This window comes from Achromobacter spanius, from assembly GCF_029637605.1.
In the GTDB taxonomy this organism is placed as follows: Bacteria; Pseudomonadota; Gammaproteobacteria; order Burkholderiales; family Burkholderiaceae_B; genus Achromobacter; species Achromobacter spanius_E.
This window is the reverse complement of the sequence record NZ_CP121261.1, coordinates 444,050-469,506: the sequence shown is the minus strand read 5'-3', so window position 1 is coordinate 469,506 and position 25,457 is coordinate 444,050. Positions and strand designations below refer to the sequence as shown.

At 64.5% G+C, this 25,457-nt stretch carries 21 protein-coding genes; 4 read left to right on the top strand and 17 right to left on the bottom strand.

Translation table 11 applies throughout. The annotated features are described in order from the left end of the window. Positions 1–123: 123 nt before the first annotated feature. Entirely contained in the window at positions 124–795 is a 672-nt protein-coding gene (locus tag P8T11_RS02135) for a response regulator (protein WP_268078556.1), read from the top strand. Next, positions 792–2,150, top strand: a complete 1,359-nt coding sequence (locus P8T11_RS02130; protein ID WP_268078557.1) for an ATP-binding protein — start codon at positions 792–794, stop codon at positions 2,148–2,150. Before P8T11_RS02135 ends, P8T11_RS02130 begins: the two co-directional genes overlap by 4 nt. 46 nt (positions 2,151–2,196) lie before the next feature. On the opposite strand, the gene P8T11_RS02125 is transcribed toward P8T11_RS02130, so the two are convergent. From P8T11_RS02125 to ggt, 10 genes are all read right to left on the bottom strand, one after another. Continuing rightward, positions 2,197–3,627, bottom strand: coding sequence for an MFS transporter (locus tag P8T11_RS02125; protein WP_268078558.1), 1,431 nt, complete (start codon positions 3,625–3,627; stop codon positions 2,197–2,199). Positions 3,628–3,646: 19 nt separating this feature from the next. Beyond that, positions 3,647–4,339: an SDR family oxidoreductase gene (locus tag P8T11_RS02120; protein WP_268078559.1), complete on the bottom strand. Its 693-nt coding sequence runs from the start codon at positions 4,337–4,339 to the stop codon at positions 3,647–3,649. Between the two features lie 117 nt (positions 4,340–4,456). After that, entirely contained in the window at positions 4,457–5,047 is a 591-nt protein-coding gene (locus tag P8T11_RS02115) for a TetR/AcrR family transcriptional regulator (RefSeq protein ID WP_268078560.1), read from the bottom strand. Between the two features lie 137 nt (positions 5,048–5,184). Next, a complete protein-coding gene (locus P8T11_RS02110) occupies positions 5,185–5,721 on the bottom strand; it encodes a YaeQ family protein (protein WP_050449334.1) in 537 nt (178 codons plus the stop codon). Positions 5,722–5,918: 197 nt separating this feature from the next. Further along, entirely contained in the window at positions 5,919–6,239 is a 321-nt protein-coding gene (locus tag P8T11_RS02105; RefSeq protein ID WP_268078561.1) for a hypothetical protein, read from the bottom strand. Positions 6,240–6,596: 357 nt separating this feature from the next. Next, positions 6,597–8,465 carry a dipeptide ABC transporter ATP-binding protein gene (locus P8T11_RS02100; protein WP_268078562.1) on the bottom strand — a complete coding sequence of 623 codons (1,869 nt, stop codon included), beginning with the start codon at positions 8,463–8,465 and terminating at the stop codon, positions 6,597–6,599. Between the two features lie 14 nt (positions 8,466–8,479). After that, entirely contained in the window at positions 8,480–9,358 is an 879-nt protein-coding gene (gene nikC / locus P8T11_RS02095) for a nickel transporter permease (RefSeq protein ID WP_050449336.1), read from the bottom strand. Next, positions 9,355–10,299: an ABC transporter permease gene (locus tag P8T11_RS02090; RefSeq protein WP_050449337.1), complete on the bottom strand. Its 945-nt coding sequence runs from the start codon at positions 10,297–10,299 to the stop codon at positions 9,355–9,357. The genes nikC and P8T11_RS02090 overlap by 4 nt, the downstream gene beginning before the upstream one ends. A gap of 144 nt (positions 10,300–10,443) precedes the next feature. Beyond that, positions 10,444–11,958, bottom strand: coding sequence for an ABC transporter substrate-binding protein (locus P8T11_RS02085; RefSeq protein ID WP_268078563.1), 1,515 nt, complete (start codon positions 11,956–11,958; stop codon positions 10,444–10,446). 46 nt (positions 11,959–12,004) lie between these two features. Continuing rightward, complete coding sequence (gene ggt / locus P8T11_RS02080; protein WP_268078564.1) at positions 12,005–13,633, bottom strand: gamma-glutamyltransferase; 1,629 nt, start codon at positions 13,631–13,633, stop codon at positions 12,005–12,007. A gap of 114 nt (positions 13,634–13,747) precedes the next feature. Here ggt and P8T11_RS02075 point away from each other — a divergent pair, with 114 nt between their 5' ends. Next, positions 13,748–14,650, top strand: coding sequence for a LysR family transcriptional regulator (locus P8T11_RS02075; protein WP_259248781.1), 903 nt, complete (start codon positions 13,748–13,750; stop codon positions 14,648–14,650). 3 nt (positions 14,651–14,653) lie between these two features. Here P8T11_RS02075 and P8T11_RS02070 read toward each other — a convergent pair whose 3' ends face one another. The 5 genes from P8T11_RS02070 to P8T11_RS02050 form a co-directional block, all read right to left on the bottom strand. After that, the gene (locus P8T11_RS02070; RefSeq protein WP_268078565.1) at positions 14,654–16,825 is read right to left on the bottom strand and encodes a phosphocholine-specific phospholipase C; all 2,172 of its coding nucleotides are present in this window, start codon (positions 16,823–16,825) and stop codon (positions 14,654–14,656) included. Between the two features lie 35 nt (positions 16,826–16,860). Next, positions 16,861–17,046 carry a hypothetical protein gene (locus P8T11_RS02065; RefSeq protein WP_277549467.1) on the bottom strand — a complete coding sequence of 62 codons (186 nt, stop codon included), beginning with the start codon at positions 17,044–17,046 and terminating at the stop codon, positions 16,861–16,863. 21 nt (positions 17,047–17,067) lie between these two features. Next, on the bottom strand, positions 17,068–19,044 hold the full coding sequence (locus P8T11_RS02060; protein WP_278072163.1) for an alkaline phosphatase family protein: 1,977 nt from the start codon (positions 19,042–19,044) through the stop codon (positions 17,068–17,070). A gap of 184 nt (positions 19,045–19,228) precedes the next feature. Continuing rightward, complete coding sequence (locus tag P8T11_RS02055) at positions 19,229–21,199, bottom strand: PhoX family protein (protein WP_268078567.1); 1,971 nt, start codon at positions 21,197–21,199, stop codon at positions 19,229–19,231. Positions 21,200–21,492: 293 nt separating this feature from the next. Further along, the gene (locus P8T11_RS02050; protein ID WP_277549469.1) at positions 21,493–23,460 is read right to left on the bottom strand and encodes a PhoX family protein; all 1,968 of its coding nucleotides are present in this window, start codon (positions 23,458–23,460) and stop codon (positions 21,493–21,495) included. A 278-nt stretch (positions 23,461–23,738) separates the two neighbouring features. Between P8T11_RS02050 and P8T11_RS02045 the strand changes: the two genes are divergently transcribed. Further along, entirely contained in the window at positions 23,739–24,182 is a 444-nt protein-coding gene (locus P8T11_RS02045; RefSeq protein WP_268078568.1) for a general secretion pathway protein GspC, read from the top strand. Position 24,183: 1 nt separating this feature from the next. Here P8T11_RS02045 and P8T11_RS02040 read toward each other — a convergent pair whose 3' ends face one another. Together P8T11_RS02040 and P8T11_RS02035 are read right to left on the bottom strand one after the other, a co-directional pair. Next, entirely contained in the window at positions 24,184–24,369 is a 186-nt protein-coding gene (locus P8T11_RS02040) for a hypothetical protein (protein WP_268078569.1), read from the bottom strand. A 107-nt stretch (positions 24,370–24,476) separates the two neighbouring features. Beyond that, positions 24,477–25,427, bottom strand: a complete 951-nt coding sequence (locus P8T11_RS02035) for a LysR family transcriptional regulator (protein ID WP_268078570.1) — start codon at positions 25,425–25,427, stop codon at positions 24,477–24,479. Positions 25,428–25,457 lie beyond the last annotated feature (30 nt).

Here is a 25,457-nt window from a genome sequence, read left to right as displayed (position 1 = left end):
CGATGTGAGTCGGTTTATCGACATCTGGTGCGCAGCTTAGGCAGCCAACCTTAATGAGAAATTAACGGGTACGTGGTGGTAATCTCAGCCGAATATCGCGCGAAGGCAATGCGAAGGCAATAAATGAGAATCCTCATCATTGAAGACGACCCGCTGATCGGCGATGGCTTGAAATCCGGCCTGCGCTTGCTGGGCTATGCCGTCGACTGGTTCACCAGCAGCCGCGAAGGCGACCAGGCCATGGACGTGGTGCACTACGATGCCGTGGTGCTGGATCTTGGATTGCCGGGCGAAGACGGTGTGGCGCTGCTCAAGCGCTGGCGCCGCAATGGCCGCAGCTTGCCGGTGGTGATCCTGACCGCGCGCGAAGCCGTCGAAAGCCGCATCGCGGGGCTGGATGCCGGCGCGGACGACTACCTGATCAAACCCATTACATTGGACGAACTGGCAGCACGCTTGCGGGCGGTGACACGACGCGTGGCGGGCAAGCCCGAACCCGTGTGGCGCCATGGCCATCTGGACTACCACCCTGCCCTGCACGAAGTGCACTGGAAGGGTCAGAAGGTGGATCTGACCACGCGCGAAGCGCTGCTGCTCGAGCTATTTCTCACGCACCCAAACCGCGTCCTTACCCGCGACTTTATTCGCGACAAACTCTACGACTGGGACTCGGACCTCGAAAGCAATGCGCTCGAGGTATTCGTGCACCACCTGCGCAAGAAAATTCATCCCAAGATTGTGCGCACCGTGCGTGGATCAGGCTACGCGTTGGGCCAAGTGGACGCCGACTCATGACCTTGCAACGCAGGCTTATCGTTGCCGTACTGCTGGCCGCGCCAATCGCTTGGCTGATCACCATCGCCGGAACCTACTGGCGCGCCTCGCACGAGATCAACGAGCTCTACGACACGGATATGCTGCGGCTGGCGCAGCAGACGCTGGCCATCTCGGCGCTGATTCCCCCGTCCGCCACCCTGCTGCCCACGCCCGCGAAGACGCCGTCTCGGTCGGACGCGGGCGACGCTGGGCTGGGCGATCTCTCTGTTGCGATCTGGCGGGGCGCCGGTGCCCCGCTGGTGCTGGATCCCGAAGCGATGCAGTTTCCGCGTGAGGAAAACAGGGAGGGATTCGTCGAAAGCGTCGTCAATGGCGAGCCCTGGCGGCTGGTCTACTTGAGCGATGCGTCCAACCAAACCCGCATTGCGGTCGGACAGCGCATCGGCGAACGCAACGACCTGGTGGTTGCCTACATCGCTGGCCAGATTGTTCCCTGGCTGGTGGGGCTACCCGTGCTGATCGCTTTGCTGATATTCGCCGTACGCCAGGCGATGCGGCCGGTTCGAGATCTATCGAAGCAGTTGGAGCGACGTCGCCCTGATGACGCCACGCCCTTGTCAAGCTCGCAAGTACCGGGCGAACTGAAGGTGCTTACGGACGCAATGAACGGCTTGCTGGCGCGCGTCGGAACACTGATCGAACAAGAGCGACGCCTGACGGCAGACGCCGCTCACGAGTTGCGCACGCCCTTGGCGGCAGTACGAGCCCAATGGGATGTGGTGCAACGTACCCAAGATGCCGCTGAACGGCGCCAGGCTCAGGACAGCGTCACTCGGGGCATGGAAAGGCTGGACCGGCTGGTGTCTCAATTGTTGACCATGGCCCGTCTGGACAGCGCCAACCACGCCGACTTTGGCGGCTCCGTCGATTGGCGGGTGGTGGCTGAACAAGCGGTGGGAGACTGCCTGTGGATCGCCGACCGGCGCGATATCGACATCGCCGTGGAATGGCCTGAAAGCGGCGTGTTGCCGCTGCCGATGGCGGGCGATGAAAGCGCGCTGACGATCATGCTCAAGAACATTCTGGACAACGCGATACGCTACGGACCCCGGCATTCCCGCGTACGCCTGACGTTCTCGGCAACGGACATCACCGTTGATGATGAAGGCCCGGGCATCGCCCCCGACGTACTACCCAGGCTGGGCGATCGATTCTTGCGCGCGGCGGGGCATGAAGAAGCCGGTAGTGGGCTGGGCGTGTCGATTGCTCGCCGCATTGCTCACAACCACGGCATGAACATCCGGTTTGCAATGCGTGAGGCGGCGATCGACTTTGAGCCCGGGCTACGTGTGACGATACGGCGCGGAGATTAGCGCGGCTTGCCTCCTTCAGTATTGCGCACTTCGTGCCCCCACCCGTTCACCCCTTGCCCGGCCGCGTATCCACCGCCAGGCACAGCAAGGCCGTCAACAACGCCAGCCCCACATGCCCCATATACAAGGGCGAGAAATCCGCGTGGCTGACCGCGCCCTGCCCCAGCAGCAACACCGTGATCGCCACGCCCATCACCCCACCGATCTGGCGCGTAGCCTGGTTGACGGCGCTGCCCACCGCGTAGTGTTGCGCCGGCAAGCGGCTGACGGCGGCGCCCGACAAGGACGGCAGCACCATCCCCACGCCGATGCCGCTTAACAGCAGGCCCGGCAACCACTGCGTCAGATAGGCGGGTTGTTCGCCCGGCACCAGCAAGAACCACAGACCGCTGGCCGCGTAGATCAAGGAACCCATCACCAGGAACGGCCGGTGACCCAGGCGCGCCGCCAGCCGGCCGGTGATGATGGCCGTCGGCATCACCAGCAAGGGGCCGGGCGTGACCGCCAGGCCCGCGCGCGGCAGGCTGTAGTGCCACACGCCCGTCATGTAGAAGAAGAAGGCGAAGAACATCATGGCGAACGCAATGCCGAAGCTGAGCGTGGCCAGGTTCACATAGCGGTAGGTGGGGTGCTTGAACAAGGCCAGATCCACCAACGGATGCGGCGTGGAACGCGCCCAGGCCACGAACGCGCCCATCGACACCACGCTCACCGCCGCCACCACCAGCAGTTCCACGCGGGTCCAGGACGGGGATTCCGATTGCACCGTCGCCAGCGCCAGCGCGCCCACCGCCACCATCAACAAGACCATGCCCACGCCATCCACACGGCGGCGCGCCTCGGGCTTGACCGATTCCTTCAACAGCCCGGCGCCAAACCAGAGCGACAACGCGCCCAGCGGCAGATTGATGTAGAACGCCCAGGGCCAGCCCGCCATGTCCACCACGAACGCGCCCAGGCTGGGGCCGATGGCCGCGGCCAAACCGCCCACCGCGCCCCACAAGCTGACCGCCACCGCGCGCTTTTGCGGGGGAAACGCCGCCAGCACAATCGACAGGGACGCGGGCGTCAACAGCGCCGCGCCCACCGCCTGCAACACGCGCGCGGCAATCAACCACCCCACGCTGCCGGCCAGGCCACAAGCGGCAGAGGCGGCCAGGAACAACACCACCCCAATCATGAACATGCGCTTGCGGCCATGCGTGTCGGCCAGGCCGCCCGACGGAATCAACATGGCCGCGTACACCACGGTGTAGGCGTTGAGCACCCAGGACATATCCGCGGCCGACGCCTCGGGAAAGCCCGCGCGCAAAGCGCCAAAGGCCGCGTACAGCATGGTGGCGTCTAAAGACACCAGGAACACGGCAATGCTGGCCACCCAGAAGACGGGCCAGGGCGAAACAGTGACGGGCGCGGCGGTGGACGTTGCGGTCGCCGCTGCGGTCGGCGGCGTTTGAGAATGCGCGTTGGCATGCATGGTGGTCTTAGCCCCGCGCTTACAGGTAGACCGGCGGGTTGGCCGACAAGCCTTGCTTGACCTGGCGAGTCCGCTCATCGGCCAACACCTCTTGCGCGCCCGCTTCCAGGCCGTCGAACGCTTGGTTGACGATGGCGTCCGGCGTGGACTTCGGACCATCTATGCCCTTGGTCAGATCGGTATCGACAAAGCCCATATGCAAGCCCAGCACCTGCGTGCCCTGCGCGCGCAAGTCGTGACGCAAGCCGTTCGTCATGGCCCAGGCGGCCGACTTGCTCATCGCGTACAGGCCCAGCGGTTGGCCGTTGATCCAACTGGCGATCGACAGCACGTTCAACAAAGCACCGCCACCATTGGCGGCCAGCACGGGCGCGAATGCCTGCGCCACGCGCAGCGAACCGAACAGATTGACGTCCAGGTGGCGTTGCGCCGACTCGATGGCGTCGCCGTCCAGAAAGCCACCCATGGCCGCGATGCCCGCGTTGTTGATGACCAGCGTCACGTCCGTGGCGCGCGCCGCGGCGGCCGCCACGTCGGCGGGGTTGGACACATCCAGCTTGATGGCCTCGACCCCAGGCAAGGAGATCGTGGATGGGTCGCGCGCGGCGGCGTAGACCTTGCGGGCGCCACGGGCCAACGCAATGCGCGCAAAAGCCAAACCCAGACCGCGGTTGGCGCCGGTAATCAACACGACTGCATTCCTGAGATTCATGATGGGGTCCTTGTCGGAAAGTGGAGACTGCTGGCAGGTTTAAATATGATGATCATCATATTCATGTCGGGTAAAAAGGCCGCGCACGGCGGCCTGGAAATCGGTAGGCGGTCAAACTCATGAGGCCGCCACCGTGTCGTATTGGTCAAGAATGCTCTGTCGGGCCGACGCCAACACGGCGCGCCCCTCGGGGTTATCGCCCAGCGCGCGCGCCAGTTGCAACGCACCCACCAGCGTACTGGTCACCGCTGCGGCGGCGTGTTCGCCCGCGTCCGGGGGCAAAACGCCACGCACCGCCTGCATCAGCCGCTGCACACGCGCGGCCGACACCTCGCGCACGTCGGGAGACTGGCGCGGCATCTCGGAAGCCAGCGCCGCCACCGGGCAACCCCGCTCGCACCCTTGCAGATGCGCGTCGCCCAGATAGGCGTCCACCCAGGCCCGCAGCGCGCTGGCGCCCTCGGCCTGGCGCTTGGCCATGCTTTGCATCATGCGCGATGCACCATCGCGCCCGGCACGTTCCGTCGCGGCAGCCAAGAGCGCGTCGCGCGACGGAAAATGCGCGTAGAACCCGCCATGCGTCAACCCGGCTTCCTTCATGATGTCGGCCACCCCCACCCCGGCATACCCTTCCCGACGGATGGCGCGCGCAGCGGCATCAACAATCCGTTCGTGAGAAAGCGCCTTGCGGTTCGAGGGGCCAGACATGCTTGGGATCCTGAAATATGATGATCATCATATTAATCCCGCAAAAATCTGGGGCGCAAGAAAAATCTGGGGGGATTTTGTAACGGAGGGGGATGTAACTGCGGGGTTTGCGACGATGCACCCCGCAGGCGCGGCGCTTAGCGCCAGACCTCGGGTTCGACGCTGACCTCGCCCTTGTCGGCCGAGAAATACACAATGCCGTCCGAGATGTTGGCGTTCAGTTGCATGGTGCGCTCGGCCAGCTTGGCCAGCGCCCGGCTCTGGTCGGACGGCAAATTCACCACCTTCAGGTTGCGGGTGCGTTCCAGCTTGTTGCGCACGCCGTCCCACCAGATCTTGCTGGCCGACCCGCCGTAGCAATAGATGATGACTTCGTCGGCACGCCCACAAGCGCGCAGAATGCGGCGCTCTTCGGGCTGGCCCACTTCGATCCACAGCTTGACCGCGCCGGTCAGGTCCTTGACCCACAAGTCGGGCTCGTCGGTGTCGCTCAAACCCTTGGTGAACGCCAGTTCTTCCTGCGCATGCAGGGCAAACGCCACCAGGCGCACCATCATGCGTTCGTCCGTTTCAGAGGGGTGACGGGCGACCGTCAGCGCATGGCTGCCGTAGTAATGGCGGTCCGTGTCGGCGACGTTGAGTTCGGCCTTGTAGATGGTGGCGCGCAGGGCCATGGCGAAAAATCCGTAGTGAATGGTGCGAATTGCGTGAAGCCCGCCATGATACCGCCTGGCCGGAAGTCATGCGGGGATTGGACCGGATGACGGGCGCGGTGTTTATTGCGTTTGGGTTGAAATTGGCGGTGGAGAGGGGGTAGGTTTTTTTGCGGGGTGGTTGATGGGTTACGCGCGATGGCGGTTGGCGTTTTTATTCAAGGCATGCCGCGCTTCACCCATCCTACAGTGGTGAGGTCCGCGCCATGGGTGGTAATGGTGAAGCCGGTGCCATGGGTGGCATCGATGAAACCGGTGCCATGGGCGGCATTGGTGAAGCCGGTGCCATGGGTGGCATCGGTGAAGCACGTGCCATGGGTGGCATCCGTAAAGCCCGTGCCATGGGTGGCATCCGCCGACAGCAGGGAATAACTAGCGCGGCAAGCACCACCCAAATGCCAAAAAAGGCCGCCCGCGCGGCCGGCTTTGGCGGCCCTGCAAGACCTTCCGCCAAACCACCCCCGTGGCAAGAATGCCAAGCACGCCGCTCGCCCCAGCGTCCGTCACCGGCTATGGCTGGAGCGTTTGGCGTTGGGGCGAGGGTGAGCGCGGCGAGTCGATGCGCCCGAGGGAATCCGAAGGCAGCCGCCGCAGGCGGCAACGAGGATGACGAAGGGGCAGTCCGGAGCGAAGGCTCCGGACCGCAATCGTTGAGCCAAGCTCATCCTCGCCCCAACGCCGAACGCGTCTTAAGAACCAACATCGCATCCTAGAATCGACATCGCATCCTAGGATCGACATCGCAGCCAGTAGCTACATCGCAGCCCAGGAGCCACGGCAGCCTAGGATCCGCATCGAATTCCAGGACCTACCTCGCCCCAAAAGAACCCCAAGCCTCAATAAACCCCAACCGAATGCCGCGCCACGAAATGCCCTTCTCCGACGGCAACCAGCGGCTCCACCAGCGGATCGTCCCCCAGCTTTCTCATCGGGCTGGGAATCTCATCCACCAGCAGCGACCGTTCGCGATGCCGCCGTTGCGGATCCGCGATCGGGACCGCCGCCATCAGCTTCTTCGTATACGGATGCTGCGGGTTCTCGAAGATGGCGCGGCGTGGGCCAATTTCGACGATCTGACCCAGATACATCACCGCCACCCGGTGGCTTACGCGTTCCACCACCGCCATATCGTGCGAAATGAACAGGAACGACACCCCCAGTTCCCGTTGCAGATCCAGCAGCAAATTCACGATCTGCGCCTGAATCGACACATCCAGCGCCGACACCGACTCATCCGCAATCACCACCTTCGGATTCAACGCCAACGCCCGCGCAATGCAGATACGCTGACGCTGCCCACCCGAAAACTCATGCGGATAGCGGTCGATCATTTCCGGCAGCAACCCGCACTTTTCCATCAGCCAGCGCACCCGTTCCTCGGCCGCCTTGCCCTTTGCCACGCCGTGGATCAGCAAGGGTTCCATGATCGAATACCCCACCGTCATGCGCGGGTCCAGCGACGCGAACGGGTCCTGGAAAATGAACTGGATATGTTGGCGCAACGTCTGCATCGCGCTACCGCGCAACGCACCAATGTTCTTACCATCGAACTCGATCGTCCCACCCTTGCTCTTCACCAGTTGCAACAGCGACCGACCCGTCGTCGTCTTGCCGCAGCCCGACTCACCCACCAGCGACAGCGTCTCGCCCGGGTACAGATCAAAGCTGACCTTCTCCACCGCATGCACACGCTTCTGCACCCGGCCCAGAATGCCGCCCGTAATATCGAAACTCGTCGTCAGGTCCCGCACCTTCAGCACCGGACCATTTTCGCGACGCACCGTTGACGGCGCCGCCACTGGCGCATCCACCAGCGCAGCCGGGTTCACCACCTGCGCGGCCTCTTCCAGCTTCAGCAGCGGAAACGGCGCCGGCTCATCCGTGCCGTGCATCGCGCCCAAGCGCGGCACCGCCGACAGCAACGCGCGCGTATAGGCATGCTGCGGACGCGCGAAAATCTCGTCCGAACCGCCCTCTTCCACCTTGTCGCCCCGATACATCACCAGCACCCGGTCGGCCACTTCCGCCACCACGCCCATATCGTGCGTGATGAAAATCACCCCCATGTCCATCTCTTCCTGCAACTGGCGGATCAGTTGCAGGATCTGCGCCTGAATCGTCACATCCAGCGCCGTGGTCGGTTCATCCGCAATCAGCAATTGCGGCTTGCACGACAACGCCATCGCGATCATCACCCGCTGCCGCATCCCGCCAGACAGCTGATGCGGATAACGGTCCAGAATGGCGCGCGCTTCGGGAATGCGCACCCGCTCCAGCATGCGCAGCGTCTCTGCCCGCGCTGCGGCCGCGTCCAGCCCCTGATGCAGTTGCAAGGCCTCGGCAATCTGGTTGCCCGCCGTGAAGCTGGGGTTCAGCGACGTCATCGGCTCCTGGAAAATCATCGCCACGTCCGCACCGCGCACGCGCTGCAACGTCGTGTCCGGCGCGTTCGCCAGGTCCAGCACCTCGCCATTGCGGCGGCGCAGGAACATGTCGCCATTGATGATCTTGCCGCCGCCATACTCCACCAGGCGCATCAGCGCCAGCGACGTCACCGATTTACCCGAACCCGACTCACCCACGATGGCCAGGGTTTCGCCGCGGTCCACATGGAACGACACATTGCGCACGGCGTCCACCGTGCGATCCGGGGTCTTGAAGCGCACGGAAAGGCCATTGACCTCGACGACGCGTTTGGAATCCATTGTTGCCATAGTGATTACTTTTCCTGACGCGGATCGAGCGCGTCGCGCAGCCCGTCACCCAGCAGATTGAAGCCCAGCACCACCAGGAAAATGGCCGATCCGGGAAAGATCGACATCCAGGGCGCCTGGGTCATGAAGTTCTTGGCCGTGTTCAGCATCGAGCCCCACGACGGCGTCGGCGGTTGCAGGCCCAGCCCCAGAAACGACAGACTGGCCTCGGCGATGATGGCCGTGGCGATGGTGATGGTGGCCTGCACGATCAGCGGCGGCATCACGTTGGGAAACACGTGTCGGCCGATGATGCGCAAGTCGGACGCGCCCAGCGCGCGCGCGCTTTGCACATAGTCTTCGTTCTTCACCGCCAGCACCTGCCCGCGCGTCAGCCGCACGAACTTGGGCGCGGCCGATACGCCAATGGCGATCATCGCGTTGGTCAGGCTGGGCCCAAGAAACGCGGCCAGCGCAATCGCCAGGATCAGGAACGGAATGGCCAGCAGCGCTTCCGTGGCGCGCGAAATGATGCTGTCCGTCCAGCCGCCGAAGTAACCGGCGGCAAGCCCGAACGGCACCCCGACCACCAAAGCGATCAGCACCGACACCAGACCCGCCATCAACGACGCGCGGGCGCCATAGACCATGCGGCTGAAAATATCGCGGCCCAGTTCATCCGTGCCCAGCCAATACGACGCCGACGGCGCCTTGCGGATGGTGGTGAAGCTGGTTTGCAAGGGATCGTGGTTGGCGATGAACGGCGCCAGCACGGCCAGCAGCACAAAGAACGCCACGATGCCCAGACCCAGCATCGCGATGTGGTTACGTTTGAATTTTCCCCAGGCGCGGTTGCGGCTGCGGGGCGGCGTGACGGCAGCGGCCGTTGCAGTATTTGCGCTCATGAGTGCCTCAGGCGGGGGTTGACCAGGATGTACAGAATGTCGGCCAGCAGGTTCATCAGAATGAAGCCCACCGCCACGCAGAGCACCACGCCCTGCACCACCGCGTAATCACGCGTGAACACCGCGTCCACCACCAGCTTGCCAAAGCCCGGAATCGTGAAGACCTGCTCGGTCAACACCGCGCCGGCCAGCAATTCACCAAACAGCAAAGTCACCAGCGTCACGATCGGCATCAACGCATTGCGCAAGGCATGGCGCAGCACCACCTTGCGTGGCGATACGCCCTTGGCCCGCGCGGTGCGCACGTAGTCAGCCGACAGCGCCTCCAGCATGGAAGAACGCGTGTGCCGCATCAGATACGCCGCGATTGCCGTGGACAGCACCAGCGACGGCATCAGCATCGTCTTGATCGACAGCCAGAAGTCTTCGGCCGGCGACACATAGCCCGAGGCCGGCAACAGCCGCCATTGCACCGACACCACCATGATCAGGATGATGCCCAGCCAGAAGTTTGGAATCGACATGCCGGACAGCGCCGCGATGTTGGCGCCCATTTCAATGGGCTTGCCCTTGCGCACCGCGGCAATGATCCCCATGGGAATGCCGATCAAGAGCGCAAAGAACATGGCCATGGCGGCCAGTTGCAAGGTGACGGGCAGCTTTTGCGCGATCAGCGTCGTGACGGGCACGTCGGTGCGCAGGGACTTGCCCAGGTCGCCTTGCAGCACCTGCCCGGCCCAGGCCGCGTATTGCACGGGCAGCGGGTCGTTCAGGCGGTATTTGTCGCGCAGGTAGTCCAGCACGGCCGGGTCGCGCTCTTCACCGGCCAGCGTCAGCACCGGGTCACCGGGCAAGATTTTCTGCAGCATGAAGACGATCATCGACACCAGTATCAGGGTCGGTATCGCGACGATCACGCGGCGCAAGATAAGTTTAAGCATGTGGGGAAAACCGTAGAACAGGAACGGCGGACGGGCTCAGGCCAACAGCACCTGGCGCACGTCCGCCGCAAAAAGCCATGGGACGCATCGCTGCGTCCCACGCGCGCGGCGGCCACCAAACAGGCGGGCCGCCGCGCCTCGTCGTCACTTCTGCGCGAACGTCACGCCCTTCAGACGGATCATGCCATCGGGATACGGCGTGAAGCCCTTGACCTTCTTGGCCATCACGAACGGCCACGGCTGGTAGTAGTTGTACACGCCGGGCAGCTCGTCCTGCATGATGGTCAGCGCCTTTTCGTAAATGACCTTGCGCTGGGCTTCATCGGGAATGGTGCGCGCTTCATTCAGCAGCTTGTCCACTTCCGGATTGCAGTAATGGCCGTCGTTCAATGCGCCCTTGCACGTCACAAACGCATAGATGTTGCCGTCCGGGTCAACCCGGCCGGACCAGCCCAGCATCACGATCTGGAAGTTGCCGGCCGACGCTTCTTTCTGCAGGGCCGCGTATTCCGTGGGACGCAAGGACAGATCAAAGCCCGCCTCGGCCGCCATGGCCTGCACGATTTCGGCGATGGACGACGTGGTCGTGTTGTTGCCGAACACCAGCTCGGCCTTCACGCGTTCCATGCCGGCCTGCTTCAGCAGCGCCTTGGACTTGGCCACGTCACGCTTGGTGACGGGGAACTTGTCGCTGTGATAGGGGCTTGCCGGCGGGAACGGCTGCTGCGCGGGTTCGAAGATGCCGCCGCCTGCCACGTCATTGATGACGTTGCGGTCGATGGCGTACTGGAACGCCTGGCGCACCAGCTTGTTCTTGAACGGGTTGTCTTCCGCGCGCTTGCCGTTGCCCACGTTGAACATGAACTGCTGGAAGCCCAGGCCGGCCACCGGCGCGAAGGTCAGGCTGGCGTCGGTCTTGACTTGAGGCGCGTCCGACGGGTTCAGGCGTTCCAGCATGTCCAGGTCACCCGCGCGCAGGTTCGACAAGCGCACAGTGGTGTCGGGGATGGGCAGGAAGGTGATGCGCTGGAAGGCATAGTCCTTGGCGTCGTAGTACTTGTCGAACTTCTCCAGCACGATGCGGTCGTTCTGGATGCGTTCCACAAACTTGTACGGGCCCGAGCAGATGGGCTTGCGGCCCACGGCGGCCACATCGGCATCATTGAAGGTCTTGGGCGACAGCATCATGCCGGCGCGGTCGGACAGCTGTGCCAGCAAGGTGGCATCCGGCTTCTTCAGGGTAAGCACCAGCGTCGTGGCATCCGGCGCGTCTACCTTGTCGACCGAGGCCAGTTCGCCCTTGCGCAGGCTGTCCGGCAGGGACTTGGCGCGTTCGATGTTGGCTTTCGCCGCGGCGGCGTCGAACTTCGAGCCGTCGTGGAACAGCGCGTCGTCACGCAGCTTGAAGGTCAGCACCTTGTTGTCGGGGCTGAACGACCACGACGTGGCCAGTTGCGGCACGAAGTGCAGCTTGGGATCAATGTCCACCAGCTTGTCGCACAGCGACGTGAACACGATGCGGCCCACATAGGTGCGGGCGCGGTGCGGGTCCAGCACGTCCGGATCTTCCTGCAGGCCGATGCGGATGTTCTGGGCGCACGCGGCGCCGGCGGCCAGCGCCAGCACGCTGGCGCCGAAGGTCAAGGTCAAGCGTTTCATTGTGGTATTTCCCCTTGTGCTTGAGAGCGTTACGTATGGAAGCCGTTTAGAAGCCGACTGCCTGGCCGTCGCGACGGCTATCGCTGGCGGCGACATAACCCAGCTCGTTGTCGTTTTCGGACATACGCCAGATGAACTGGCCGGCGCCGAAGTCCATGTACGGATCGTCTACCGACTTCAAAGCATGCCCCAGGTCTTTCAGGCCTGCAATGGTGGACGCCTTCATGTTGGTTTCGATGTCCAGCGTGAAGTCGCGGTTGACCTTCCAGCGCGGCGCGCAGCAAGCGGCCTGCGGGTTCTGGTGGTAGTCGATCATGCGGACCACGGTTTGCATGTGGCCTTGGGGCTGCATGTCGCCGCCCATCACGCCAAAGCTCATGACCGGCTTGCCGCCGCGCGTCAGGAAGCCCGGGATGATGGTGTGGAACGGGCGCTTGCCGCCTTCGACCACGTTGGCCGACTTGGGATCCATCGAGAAACCCACGCCACGGTTCTGCATGCTGATGCCGGTGCCCGGCACGACCACGCCCGAGCCGAAGCCCATGTAGTTGGACTGGATGAACGAGATCATCATGCCGTTTTCGTCGGCGGCGGTCAGGTAGATGGTGCCGCCGGCATGCGGGCGGCCGGCTTCAAAATGGGTGGCCTGGTCCAGGCGGATCAGCTTGGCGCGGCTGTCCAGGTAGGCGTCCGACAGCATCTGTTCCGGCGTCACCTGCATGGAACGCGGGTCGGCCACGTACTGGTACAGGTCGGCGAATGCCAGCTTCATGGCTTCGATCTGGATGTGCTGCGACTGCACCGAATCCACCGGCATGTCAGCCAGATCAAAGCGCTCGACGATGCCCAGCGCGATCAGCGCGGCGATGCCCTGCCCGTTGGGCGGGATTTCGTGCAGCTCGTAGCCACGGTACGACTTGGAAATGGGCTTGACCCAGTCCGGACGGTAGTTGCGCAGGTCTTCCAGCGTCATCGCGCCGCCGCATTCCTTGCTGAAGGCGGCGATGCGTTCGGCCAGCTCGCCTTCATAAAAGTCGCGGCCCTTGGATTCGGCGATGCGGCGCAGCGTGTTGGCGGCATCCGGAAAACGGAAGTGTTCGCCGACCTTGGGCGCGTGGCCTTCGGGCATGAAGGCGGCGGCGTAGCCCGGCTGCGACTTCAGTTCGTCGGCGGCGGCGGCCCACTTGTGCGCCACCACCGGCGGCACGGCATAGCCGCGCTCGGCGATTTCGATGGCGGGTTCGAACAGTTGTTCAAACGGCAGCTTGCCCAGCTTTTCGTGCAACGCGGCCCAACCGGCCACCACGCCCGGCACCGTCACGGCGTCCCAGCCGCGCTTGGGCTGGATGGCCAGACCGTCGGGGCCGGTGCCGTACTTGGCCTTGAAGTATTCGGTATTCCACGCGGCGGGCGCCACGCCCGACGAGTTCAAGCCATGCAGTTCCTTGCCATCCCAGACGATGGCGAAGCAGTCGCCGCCCAGGCCGCAAGACACCGGTTCCACCAGCACGATCGTGGCGGCGGCCGCAATGGCGGCGTCCACGGCGTTGCCGCCCTTGAGCAGCATGCGCAGGCCCGCCTGGGCCGCCAGCGGGTGCGACGTGGACACCACGTTGCGCGCGAACAGCGGAATGCGGACGGAAGGATACGGGTTGGCCCAGTCGAAGGTTTTCATGTGCTTGTCTCTAAACGGTCTGAACGGTTAAGCAGGCGAAGGTACTCTCGTGATCTAATTAAATCAATTTGATTTTTTGTTCCGTCATAAAAGAAATTTTTATGGGTTGCCGCTATGAGCACCATCCGGTTTTTACGCACTTTCCTGGCGGTCGCCCACCATGGCTCTTTTTCCGAAGCGGCCGAGCAAGTGGCGCTGACCCAGGCCGCCGTCAGCTTCCAGATGCGTTCATTGGAAGCCGAGCTGGGCCGTGAACTCTTTGACCGCAGCGGCCGACTTGCCATTCTTAACGCAGCTGGCCGTGAATTGCTACCTGAAATCAAGCATTTACTGGATTTATACGACCGAATGCGGCTGCCGAGAACCGTGCCGGGCGAATTAGCCGGCGCGGTATCGGTGGGCAGCATCGTGTCGTGCATGGGCACGCTGTCCAAGGTGGTATCGGGGTTGAAGAAGGCCCACCCCAAGCTGGACGTGCGCATTCTGTCGGGCAAGGCCAGTGAACTGGCCGGCAAGGTCGAAGACGGCGAACTGGACGCGGCCTTTCTGGTGGAAGCGGGGCGCAAGATGGCCAGCACGCGCTGGACGCCGCTATATGAAGAGCAACTGGTGGTGATTGCGCCCGCGTCGGCGCCCGGCAAGGACGCCCGCCAGGTGCTGGCCGGCAACCCCTTCCTGCGCTTTGACCGCACCCAGCGCACGGGCTTGCAGATCGACCGCCTGCTGCGGCGCCTGGCGGTGCCGCTGAACGAATTCCTGGAGCTCAACGCCATCGAGACGCTGGTGGAACTGGTGCGTCAGGAAGTGGGCGTGACCCTGCTGCCGCTGATCAATGGGTCCAACTGGCAGCACAGCCCCGAACTACGCATTCTGACGCTGCCCCAAGACTTAGGCCCGCTTTCGCGGGCCATCGGCATGCTGGAACGGCGCGAACATGCGCGCCAGGGCATTACGGCGGCAATCTGCGACGCGTGCGCCACGGCTTTCCGGGCGCGCGAGCCGCAAACTGCCGCCTGAGCCTTAAGACCCCATAGCCGGATCGGTCACCGACGGCTTGCCGGTTTCAACGTGGCCGGCAAAGCGGCGCAGGTAGGCCGGGTCTTCAGCCAGGCGGGCCGTGAAGTCGTACCAGTGGCCGCTGCCTTCCAGCGCCCAGTGTTGTTCGACCTTGGCGCCGGCCGGCACGGTCAGGGTCCAACGCTCGTTATTGCTGTAGTAGGCGTTGGGCGTGACTTCAAAGGTGCAATCGACCTTGCCGCTGTTGATGAAGCTGACGTAGAGGTCGCCGTTGGCGATGTCGTAGCAGACGCGGATTTCCGGGTCCAGCTGCGACGTGCGCGCCAGGGCCAGGTCGCCCGCGAAGTGGCGAAGATAGCCGTTGGGGCCCAACACCCACAGGTCGTACTTGCCGCCGTCGGCCGCCGTGTCCCAGCTGCCTTCCAACTGCTTGTCGGGCTCCACCGTGTAGCGGCGCGGCAGGCGGTCCAGATGCAGGCGGTCATACACATGGAAGACCGCCGCCTGCTTGCCGGTGTTGGAGAACAGCAGCCACATGGCGCCCATGCTGGGCTCGCTGCGGCCGCTGGTATGCAGCTCATACGGCAAGGGGCGCGCATAGCGATAGCCCTTTTCCTGCTCGGGCTTGGCCTGCACCGTCGTGTCCGGCAGCGGCACGGCGGTCAAGGCTTGCTGGTCGGCGCGCACCTGGTCCGCGCCCGCGCGCGTCAGGCTGTTCAGGTCGGGCAGCGCTTCGTCGTTGGGTGTGGCGAAGTTGAAGGCCGAGGTCAGGTCGCCCAGCACGGCGCGGCGCCACGGGCTGATGTTGTCTTCGGGCACACCGAAGCGGGCTTCCAGGAAGCGCAGCACCGAGGTGTGGTCGAACGCCTGGGAATTGACCCAGCCGCCACGGCTCCACGGCGACACCACGTACATCGGAACACGCGGGCCGGGGCCGTAGACACGGTTGTCGGCCGCATCCTGGGCCGAGGCGTGCGTGTGGCGTTCCAGGTCGGTGTTGACGGTGGACGCGCCCGCCATCGAGCCATCGGCGTTCAACGACGGCGCGGCGGGCGGCGGCACGTGGTCAAAGTAGCCGTCGTTTTCGTCGAAGTTGATCAAGAGGACGGTCTTGCTCCAGACGTCCGGGTTGGCCGTCAGCGCGTCCAGCGTTTCCTGGATGTACCACGCGCCCTGGATGGGGCTGGACGGGCCGGGGTGTTCGGAATACGTGGCGGGCGCCACGATCCAGGACACTTGCGGCAAGGTGCCGTTGTTGACGTCGTCGCGCAGCGATTGCAGGAAGCCGCCGTCCGGCATGGTGTTGGCCGTGCCCTTGTACAAGGGGTTGGTGGCGTCCATGCTGGGCGTCCAGGCCGGATACGGCGAGCCGTTGGCGGCGTTGCCGGCCTGTTCGTTGGCGCGGCGGTATTGCTGGAAGCCCGCCAGCGAGTTGTCGCCGAAGTTCTCGGGCAGGTTCTGATAGACCTTCCACGTGACGCCATTCTCTTGCAGGCGTTCCGGATACGTCTTCCACGTCCAGCCGGTGGTGGATGCGCCCAGGCTGTCCCACTGGTTGCGGGTCGACGGGCCATTGCCTTGGGCCAGCGGGTCGTTGGTGCCGGTCCACAGGAACAGGCGGTTGGTGTTGGTGCCGCCGTGGGTGGAACAGTGGTAGGCGTCGCACAGCGTGAAGGCTTCGGCCAGCAGGAACTGAAAGTCCACTTCTTTCTGGCGGTAGTAGCCCATGGACTGGTTCTGCTTGTAGCGCGGCCATTGCTCCATGCGGCCGCCGTCCCATGCCATCTGTGCATCCATATAGTCATGCGGCGTGCCGGCCACGCGCTGGGCGTTGCCCTGCGTGCTGTCCAGGTGATACGGCATGACCACGCGGGTGCCGTTGGTCTGTTCCCACACCGAACGGTTCTGCGGCAGCGGAATGGTGATGCGATCGCCAAAGCCGCGCACGCCCTTGTACGTGCCGAAGTACATGTCGAACGAACGATTCTCCTGCATCAGGATCACGACGTGTTCAACGTCGTTGATCGTGCCGGTGCGGTTGTTGGCGGGGATGGCCAGCGCGCGGCGGATGGCGGGCGGGAACATCGACAGCGCGGTCAGGCCGGCGGTGGACGCGGCGGCGTTGCGCAGGAAGCGGCGCTTGCCGGCGTGGATCGGGTCTTTTTCGGACTTCACGGATGGGTTTCCTATGACTCGGTAGGGAGCGCGCTTTAGGGTGCGCAACGCAGTTCGGGCTTGGTGGGCGTGGGGGGCGCGGGCGTTTCCGTGCCGCCGCCGTTGTCGGGCGGCGTCGTGCTGTCGTCGCCGTCATCACCGCCGCAGGCGGCCAGGGTGGCGGTCAGCATCAGCACCGCGCCGGCGCGCAGCAGGCCGCGCAAGATCAGGGAATGGCTCATGGCTTTTCTATCCTAGAAACATCAGGGAAACAGGTCGGAAACGGACTTGCCGGACAGCGCGAGGGACTTCACTTCGTCCTCGGTCAATGCGCGCGACCAGAAGGCCAGATCGTCAAAATTCATGGTGTACGCACCCTTGGTGCCCGCGCAGCAGATGCCGTAGGTGCCTCGGCCGTCTTCGTTCAGGCCAATGTGCGGACCGAACACACCGGCCACCAGCCCCAGGTCGACCGACCCGGTGGTCGTGTTGCGGCGCAGGAAACCAATTTCGCTGTCGTAAACGAAGGCCGTCATGGTCTTGGCGGGCTTGTTGATGGTCATGGCGATGTAGACGGGCTTGTTCGCCGTGAACTTCAGCCCGTTGATGTCGGCGCGATAACCGCCGCCCGCCACGTTGAAGCGCAGCTCGGGGCCGGCCCACTGGGCGATGGTGATGCCGGGATTGCCGCCGGAGTTGTAGTCCTTGTTGCCAATGATCGAGCGGTCATTCGCCGTGCCGTCCGACTGATACCAGAAGCCGATCGTGAAGACGGACAGGCTGTCCAGCATGCCGGCCGGATAGTCCAGCTTGAAGGCGCCCAGGGCGGCCGTGCCGCGCTCGTTCTTGAACATCTTGCCGAACACGCCGGCATCGGCGTAGGCCGGTGCCTGCACGCCGTCATACGGGGTGATGGCGCCGCCGCCCGCCGCCACGTCGGTCACATCGCCTTCGAAGGGGAACAGCATCGTCAGGCCCGTGCGCAGCGACGCCAGTAGCTCGACCGGCTTGGCATACACCACCGTGGCGCGGGTGGCGCTGGTGGCGCGGCCCGTGGCCACGCTGTAGTTCAGCGTATGCACGCCTTCGGTATCGAAGGTGAAACCGGTATCGGCGTAGCCCGTGTCGGTGCCAGGCAGGCGCGCCACCTCGACACCGTCGCGGCTGACGATGATGTCGCCCACGGGTTCGCCCACGCGCACCCAGGACAGCGTCACGGTCTTGTTGTCCATGGACGTGCGGGCCGCCAGGCGGCGCAGCGCCAGGGGTTCGGACAAGGGCGTGCCTGCCATGTCGTATTGCCCCTCGGCAGGCAGCGCGTCCAGGTGCGCCAACAGGGTGGGCGCAATGTCGGCGGCGCTGGGCAGCGCGTACCAGTTGTTGTCCCAAACGCCGTCAAACGACGCGTCGTCCGCGCTGCCGCCCAGCAGCGTCGGCTGGTTCGAGGCCAGGAAGATGGTCTTGTTCGCCGCTTGCGGCAGTCCATCGGCCACGCCCGTCTTGCCCAGGCCGTGGCTGGACGTCACCACCATCATCCAGTTCTCGTTGGGATGTTCCGCGCGGCGGTCGGCAATCTGCTTGGCCAACACGCCTATCGCCGCGTCGGTCTGGCGGATCACGGCGTTGTAGTTGGCGCCAAAACCGCTATCGGACGCGGCGCGCTCGGGTGCGCCGAATTGCGCAACGACCACGTCATAGCCTTCCGTTATGCGGTCACGCGCTTGCGAGGCGACGCAGTCGTCAACGCCCGCGCAATCGGTCAGGGCCTGCAGGTAACCGGCGTCGCGATCGCTGCCGACCAGACCGGCCAGCAAGGGCGAATTGAAGGCGCCCGCCGTGCGCGCATCGGGATGCGCCGTCTTGATGCGCTGGAACAGGCTGGCCGTTTTCATGGCCTGGCCCGCCGCGTTGGAGCGCACGCCGTGCGCGTCCGCCCACTGGCCGGTCAACAAGGTGGCCCAGCTTGGCGCGGCCAGCGTGGGCTGCTGGGTGACGTCACCCGTTACGCCGCCCGTCCAGGCGCGCGTGGCCGTCAATTGGCCGATGTTGGGCAGCGTCTGGTCGGCCACGCCGCGACGCAGGGCGTCATAGGTCAGGCCATCAACACCGATGAACAACACTTTGTCGGCCGTCGCCGGCGCCGGTTCGGTCACGGGGGGTTGCGTCGGCGGCATGGTCTCGGCGCCGTCATCGTCGTCATCGCCCCCACAGCCCGCCAACGCGCTGGTGGCCAGCAACATGGCGCACCATCTTCTCCAATCCATTGCTTTCATGCTTCTCTTCTCGTTTCATGAACAGGGTTTTCGCTGCGCACATAGTGGCGGGCGAACGTGAAAGGTCCATGAAGGGAAGGCCAGAAAGTTTGATCGTCGGATCAGGATTCTTTGGGGTGGGGATGGCGCCCGCCCCACCCCGCGCGGGTCGTCAGAGGTTCAGCGTCACCCCCGTCAGGTAGCCCACCGACGCACCCGCGCCGTCCTTGTAGTTGGCCTTGACCAAGGGTTCCAGCACGGGCCGCACCACGTCATGCACCTCGTTCCAGTCCGCCGTGTGCTGGAAGTTGCTGGTGATGTAGGTCCAGCCATTGATGTCATCCACCGCGTGCAGGCCGGTGGATTCGGCGGCGACCGGACAAGACAACAGGCGCGACAACACGCGCGTATCCACGTTGAACGCCCACAGGAAGCTGTTCACGCGCCCCATGCTGTCTTCGCCGATGAACAAGGTGCGCAGCTTTTCCGAGAACTTCAGGTTGTCGGGGTTGGATATGCAGTCGCTTCGGTGGCGGTTGCCCAGCGCGTCGGGCGTGGCCAGCAACGCGCCCACCAGTTCGGGCACGGCGGCCATGTCCACCGGCACCCAGTCGCTGTCGATGGCGACGCCGTCGGTGTCCGCTTGCCCCCCTTGCAGATGCAATTGATAGACCGCACCCGCGTCCGGGCCTTCCACGCGCAGGTGCGGCGACGTGCCGTCGACCATGGACGTTTCGATGTGCGCCATGGCGGTGTACGCAATCTTGTCGCGCGCGTTCACCGTGGTGCCTTCCATCTTGGTGAAGGCCAGCGTGCCGCCCGCAAGCGAAGCGTAGCGGTGCGTTTCCAGAAAGGCCGCGGCCTGGCGGCGGCCCGGCTTCAGCCGCACCCAGTTGTCTTTGCCGTCAAAGCGGATGTGGGTGTAGCGCGTATCCACGGGGTCGACCGTGCGCACGTCCATGATGTCGGCGGCGACAAGTTCGTCAGCCATCTCCTTGACCTCGGCGCTGGTGGCGTGGCCCAGCCGTATCCAGCGCAGCGCCGCCGCGCCCGGCCCGACGCCCGACGTCTGCATCCAGCGGGCCACGTAGAGCGTGCCCGACGACAGGTCCGCCTTGCGGTCGGCCACGAACATGAACAGGCCGCCGTTGGTGGCGTCGTCCCCCATCAAGGCGGTGCGCTGGTCGGGCATGATCTGCACCAGTTCGTGCGAGATGCGGCCCATGCAATAGTGCTTCTTGATGCTGCCCGTGCCGTCGGCGTGCACGGTCACTTCGGGCAGATGGCCGTAGTGATACGGGTTGGCGCGGCGCGCGTCGCCATACAGGTGGCGGCTGAACGCCCGGAACCAAGGCGCGTCGCGCGCCGTGGTGGCATCGGGCTCGTATTCCTCGCTGGACAAATGCGTGTTCCACGGCGACAGGCTGGCCCCGCAGGTGACCCACAGGCCATGCACCGGCGCGGTGTCCACATTGCAGTAACGAACCAGGCGCAACGTCCCGGTCTGCAGGTCTTGCGCCAGCGTCAGCACGGCAATCGGCGATGGCAGGTGCCTCCACATGTCGACGCCCGCCTGGTTGCGCGACAGGTATTCAAACTGCACCACCGCATGCACGGTGGCCTCCGGCGGGCCGGTTGCTCCGTCGGCCTCGCCCACGGGCCGGGCCAGGGTCAACAGCGACATGCCATCCGGACAGTCTGAAAAAAACGGCCGGGTGCGCTTGGGCACGGAGGTATCCAGGATGGGCTTGCCGTTGATGTCGACGTAGCCGCCCGCCAGCACGGTGCCGCCCTTGCCATCGGGCACTTGGTCGCCCGTCATGAAGAACGCTTCGTAGCCCAGTTGCACGCGCCGCCGCGTGCCGTTGGCAAACACCAGTTCCATCGCCGATTCCACCGTGGTGCGCGCCATGCCCGCCGGATCCGACAAGCCCGGCGCGGGCATGGAGATGAATTCGGCGGACAGGAATTCGGCGGAGGTGGCCGCGGTGGACGCAGAGTCGGCCGCCCGCGTCGTGACGGTAGCCACCGCATGACGCGAGGACAGCAAGCCAGCCAGCGCCGCGCCGCCCAGCGGCAACATCGGCGCGCTGCCCAGCAGCTTGAGCAGCCGGCGACGATCAGTATGGTCAGGATTTTTCATGTGAACGCTCCCAGGTTCAAACCCCCAACAACGAACCGGCCATGCACGCACTGCCCTCGCGCGACCGCGCGCCAGCGCGCATGCCGGAAGACACCTCAGACGCATCAGGCGAGCCTGACGCCGCCGAGTGTAGGAGCCAGCCGGCAATGGGATGGCCGGCGTTACACCTGAGAAATGATTCCCGCAAGTACTGATGCCCGTTGGTACTGCGATGCGCGCAATGCATAGGGGACCGGCGTACCGGTCCCCTATGCCGCAACGTCAGCCATCAAGCCGACGCAACAAGCGCCTGCTTACGCGCCGATCTTCACGCCCGTCAGGTAACCCACCGCCGCGCCAAAGCCGTCCTTGTAATTGGCCTTGATCAGCGGTTCCAGCGTGGGCCGCACCACGGCATGCACGCTGCCCCAGTCGCCCGGGTGCTGGAAGTTGCTCATGATGTAGGTCCAGCCATTGATTTCATCCACCGCCTGCAAACCGGTGGACTCCGCCGCCACCGGGCACGACAGCAGGCGCGACAAGGCCTTGGTATCGACGTTGTAGGCCCACAGGAAGTTGTTGACGTGGCCGCCGCTGTCTTCACCCACGAACAGGGTGCGCAGCTTTTCCGAGAACTTCAGGTTATCGGGGTTGGACACAAAATCGGCGTTGTGCGTGTTGCCCAGCGCATCCGGCGTGGCCAGCGGCTTGCCGATCAGCTCGGTCACGGCGGCCATGTCCACCGGCACCCATTCGCTGTCGATCGCGCCGCCGTCGGTATCGACCTGGCCCGCTTGCAAGTGCAGTTGATACACCGCGCCGGCGGAATTGGCTTCCACCTTGAAGCCCGCGACCAGGCCGTCCGTCATGGACGAATCGATACGCGACATCGCGCTGTACAGGATCTTGTCCTTGATGTTGACGGTGGTGCCTTCCATCTTGGTGAAGGCCAGCGAGCCGCCCACCATCGCCGCGTAGCGGTGCGTTTCCAGAAAGGCCGCGGCCTGGCGGCGGCCCGGTTGCAGCTTGACCCAGTTGTCGCGGCCGCTGTAGCGGATCTTCGTAAAGGAGGCGTCGGCGGGGTCGGCCGTGAGCACGTCCATGATGTCGGCGGCGGTAAGCTGGTCGGCCAGTTCCTTGACTTCGGCGCTGGTGGCGTGGCCAAGCTTGATCCAGGTCAGCGTGCCGGCGCCCGGACCCGTACCCGAGGTCTGCGTCCATTTCGCCACGTACAGCGTGCCGGCCGACAAGTCCGCCTTGCGGTCCGCCACGAACATGAACAGGCCGCCATTGGTGGCGTCGTCGCCCATCAGCGTGGTGCGCTCGTCAGGCATCACCTGCACCAGCTCGTGCGAGATGCGGCCCATGCAATAGTGCTTCTTGATCGTGCCGGTGCCATCAGGGTGCACGGTCACTTCCGGCAGATGGCCGTAGTGGTACGGATTGGCCTTGTTGGGATCGCCATAGACGTTGTTGCTGTACGCCTGGAACGAAGCCGAGCCAACCGCCGTGGTCGCGTCCGGCTCGTACTCTTCGCTGGACAGGTGCGTGCCCCACGGCGACAGGCTGGCGCCGCAGGTGATCCACAGCCCATGCACCGACGAGGTGTCCACGTTGCTGTACTTGACCAGGCTGAGCTTGCCGGTATTGGGGTCTTGCGACAGCGTCAGCACGGCGATGGGCGACGGCAGCAAGCCATACATGTCATTGCCGGCCTGGTCCATCGATTGGTATTCGAACTGCACCACCGCATAGACGGCGTTGCCCGCCACGCCCGGCACCGTGGTGGGGGCCGACAGCGCCAGCAACGACGTACCGTCCGGACAGTTCGAGAAGAACTGGCGCGCCTGTGCCGGCACCGAGTTGTCCATGATGGGCGAGCCGGCCAGGTTGAAGTAACCGCCGGCGATGGCCACGCCGCCCTTGCCGTCAGGCACGTTGTCGCCCGTGATGAAGAAGGGCTCGTAGCCCAGTTCGACCGTGCGCTTGGAGCCATCGCTGAAAGCCAGGTTCATGGCCGAGCTCACCGTGGTGCGGGCCATCAGTTCCGGGTTGGCCAGCGTGGGCGCGGGCATGGACGTGAACGACGCCGACGAGAAGGTCACCGTGGCGGGCGGCTGCGTACCCGTGTCAGGCGGCGTGTCGGTCGAGTCGTCATCGTCATCGCTTGAATTACAGCCGGCCAGCAACGCCGCCATGCTGACGCCGCCGATCGGCAGCATCGGGGCGCCCCCCAGCATTTTCAGCAGTCGGCGGCGATTGGCTTGATTCATGTCTTGCATGCGGTTTCCCTGTTGGTTCGGATGGATGCCCAAGCGTTGAACCTGAGCGTGTCCGCATGCTAGAGACGCGCCGTGTAGGAGGAATGACAGAAAACTGTAGGGAAGCTGAATCGGGGGGAATAGGCGGGGGTTGCTGCGTTGCGCGGCGGCATTGATTGCGACATTGCGTCGGCATGGCGCTGTCGTTGCCGCGCTATCGCGTAATTGTCACGTTGCCCCGCTATAGTCGGGCGCGTTCCCTGCCCTGTTTCCCCTACCGTATCCGCTGCTGTACACCCATGCCTCTTTCCTTGCGCCCTTCCCTGCCTTCCGCGCCCGCCGCGCTGCGTGTTATTGCTGTGCTGACGTTGGCGGCAGGCGTGGGCGTGTGGGGGTCGATCCTGCTGGCCCCGCGTCCAGGCGCGCTGCCGCCCGCCGTATCGGCGGCCCTGCCGCGCGCGGCCGACAACACGCCGGTGGCGTTATGGTTTGGCAAGGATGAAGTGATGCGCACGCAGATCAGCGTGCTGGGCCTGATCGCGGCCGGCCCGGATGGCGCGGCGGTGCTCAGCGTGGACGGTGGCCCGCCCTTGGCATGGCGAACCGGCGCCGAGGTGGCGCCAGGCATCGTGCTGCGTGATATCACGGTAGACGCCGTGACGGTGGAACAAGGGGGAAGAATGAACCGATTGGCAACGCCCGCCGCGCTGGAGGCGCCGGCGGGCATTGCCAAGGTGAAATGAATCAGCGTTTGCGACCTGCGGGACGCCCCATTTGCTTGCGTCCCGCCATGTTCGACAGGGAAGATCCCGTCGGCTTTTGCGTGGCGGCAGCCAGCTTCTTCTGCTGAAGCGCCTTTTCAACCAACGCCGCCAAACCAGTCGAAGACTTCTCTTTTGTAGCCATTACCGCTCCTTGTAGATGGGCCATGGTAGCAGGCGGGGGGCATCCTGCCCCTTCGCACACAAGAATGCTGCTCTCGGCCCGCTGCAACATCCATGAAAATTTCTGCTTCCCTGACGGAAAGCCCGGCAAGGTCAACGCGGTTTCCCTAGCGGTGGCAAGGGCAGCAGGCTGGGCAGGACCCCTGCCATGACGTTTTCCAACTGCGCCACCAAGGCCTGCGCGGCAGGCGACAGCGAGCGGTCACGCCGGTGCAGCAAACCAATGTAGCGGCGTGCCGAAGCATCGCCCAATGGCGCGCAGCGCAAGCCGGACAGGTTCAGCTCTGGCAACGCCAGACGGGGCAGTACGCTCACGCCCAAGCCCTGCCGCACCATGCCGGCCGCCGTGCCCATGTTGGTTACGTCGTAACGCAGCGCGGTGGCGGGCGCGTCTACTTCGTCGCGCACGGCGCGGTCAAACTGCTGGCGAGCATTGGACCCTTGCGATAACAAGATCAGGTCGTATCGCAGCACGTCACGCCAATGCAGCGTCCCTTTGACATCACCCAGCGGATGCCCCGCCGGATAAACCGCGCAAAAGCAGTCCTCGCCCAACGGCGTGAAGCTCAGGTCGGAAGCCGGATCGGCCTGGGCGGCCACCGCGAATTCAATCTGGTTGGTGCGCAGCATGGCCAGCAGTTCGTCGTTGTGCGCCTCCACCACGCGCACCTTCAACGCCGGATGCGCCAGGCGCAGCGCGCCGACCGCCGCCGGCAGCAGCGTCAGCGCGGTGGACGGCAGCGCCCCCAAGGCGACATTGCCGCGCCGCACCGCGGCCAAATCGGCAAGGCTGCGGTAGGCCTCTTCCAGGTCGGCGATGGGGCGTTGCACGCGCGAATGAAAATCCTGCCCGGCGCTGGTCAGGCTGATGTTGCGGGTGGTGCGCTCGAACAAGCGCAGCCCCAGGACTTCTTCCAGGTCCTGGATCAGCGCGGTGAACGAGGGCTGCGTCACACCCAACTGGTTAGCGGCATGCGTAAACGAACCGCTGTCGACCGCCAGCAGAAACGCCTTGAGGGGACGGTATTTGATATTGATAGCCATAGGCTAAGAATATTAAATAAATATCTATTT

Coding starts and splice junctions, on each gene's coding strand:
- P8T11_RS02090 (WP_050449337.1), bottom strand. CDS start 10,299: ATGCTTAAACTTATCTTGCGCCGCGTGATCGTCGCGATACCGACCCTG.
- P8T11_RS02035 (WP_268078570.1), bottom strand. CDS start 25,427: ATGGCTATCAATATCAAATACCGTCCCCTCAAGGCGTTTCTGCTGGCG.
- P8T11_RS02075 (WP_259248781.1), top strand. CDS start 13,748: ATGAGCACCATCCGGTTTTTACGCACTTTCCTGGCGGTCGCCCACCAT.
- P8T11_RS02125 (WP_268078558.1), bottom strand. CDS start 3,627: ATGCATGCCAACGCGCATTCTCAAACGCCGCCGACCGCAGCGGCGACC.
- P8T11_RS02130 (WP_268078557.1), top strand. CDS start 792: ATGACCTTGCAACGCAGGCTTATCGTTGCCGTACTGCTGGCCGCGCCA.
- P8T11_RS02085 (WP_268078563.1), bottom strand. CDS start 11,958: ATGAAACGCTTGACCTTGACCTTCGGCGCCAGCGTGCTGGCGCTGGCC.
- P8T11_RS02055 (WP_268078567.1), bottom strand. CDS start 21,199: ATGAAAAATCCTGACCATACTGATCGTCGCCGGCTGCTCAAGCTGCTG.
- ggt (WP_268078564.1), bottom strand. CDS start 13,633: ATGAAAACCTTCGACTGGGCCAACCCGTATCCTTCCGTCCGCATTCCG.
- P8T11_RS02100 (WP_268078562.1), bottom strand. CDS start 8,465: ATGGATTCCAAACGCGTCGTCGAGGTCAATGGCCTTTCCGTGCGCTTC.
- P8T11_RS02045 (WP_268078568.1), top strand. CDS start 23,739: ATGCCTCTTTCCTTGCGCCCTTCCCTGCCTTCCGCGCCCGCCGCGCTG.
- P8T11_RS02065 (WP_277549467.1), bottom strand. CDS start 17,046: ATGAGCCATTCCCTGATCTTGCGCGGCCTGCTGCGCGCCGGCGCGGTG.
- P8T11_RS02040 (WP_268078569.1), bottom strand. CDS start 24,369: ATGGCCCATCTACAAGGAGCGGTAATGGCTACAAAAGAGAAGTCTTCG.
- P8T11_RS02115 (WP_268078560.1), bottom strand. CDS start 5,047: ATGTCTGGCCCCTCGAACCGCAAGGCGCTTTCTCACGAACGGATTGTT.
- P8T11_RS02110 (WP_050449334.1), bottom strand. CDS start 5,721: ATGGCCCTGCGCGCCACCATCTACAAGGCCGAACTCAACGTCGCCGAC.
- P8T11_RS02120 (WP_268078559.1), bottom strand. CDS start 4,339: ATGAATCTCAGGAATGCAGTCGTGTTGATTACCGGCGCCAACCGCGGT.
- nikC (WP_050449336.1), bottom strand. CDS start 9,358: ATGAGCGCAAATACTGCAACGGCCGCTGCCGTCACGCCGCCCCGCAGC.
- P8T11_RS02060 (WP_278072163.1), bottom strand. CDS start 19,044: ATGTTGCTGGCCACCAGCGCGTTGGCGGGCTGTGGGGGCGATGACGAC.
- P8T11_RS02135 (WP_268078556.1), top strand. CDS start 124: ATGAGAATCCTCATCATTGAAGACGACCCGCTGATCGGCGATGGCTTG.
- P8T11_RS02050 (WP_277549469.1), bottom strand. CDS start 23,460: ATGCAAGACATGAATCAAGCCAATCGCCGCCGACTGCTGAAAATGCTG.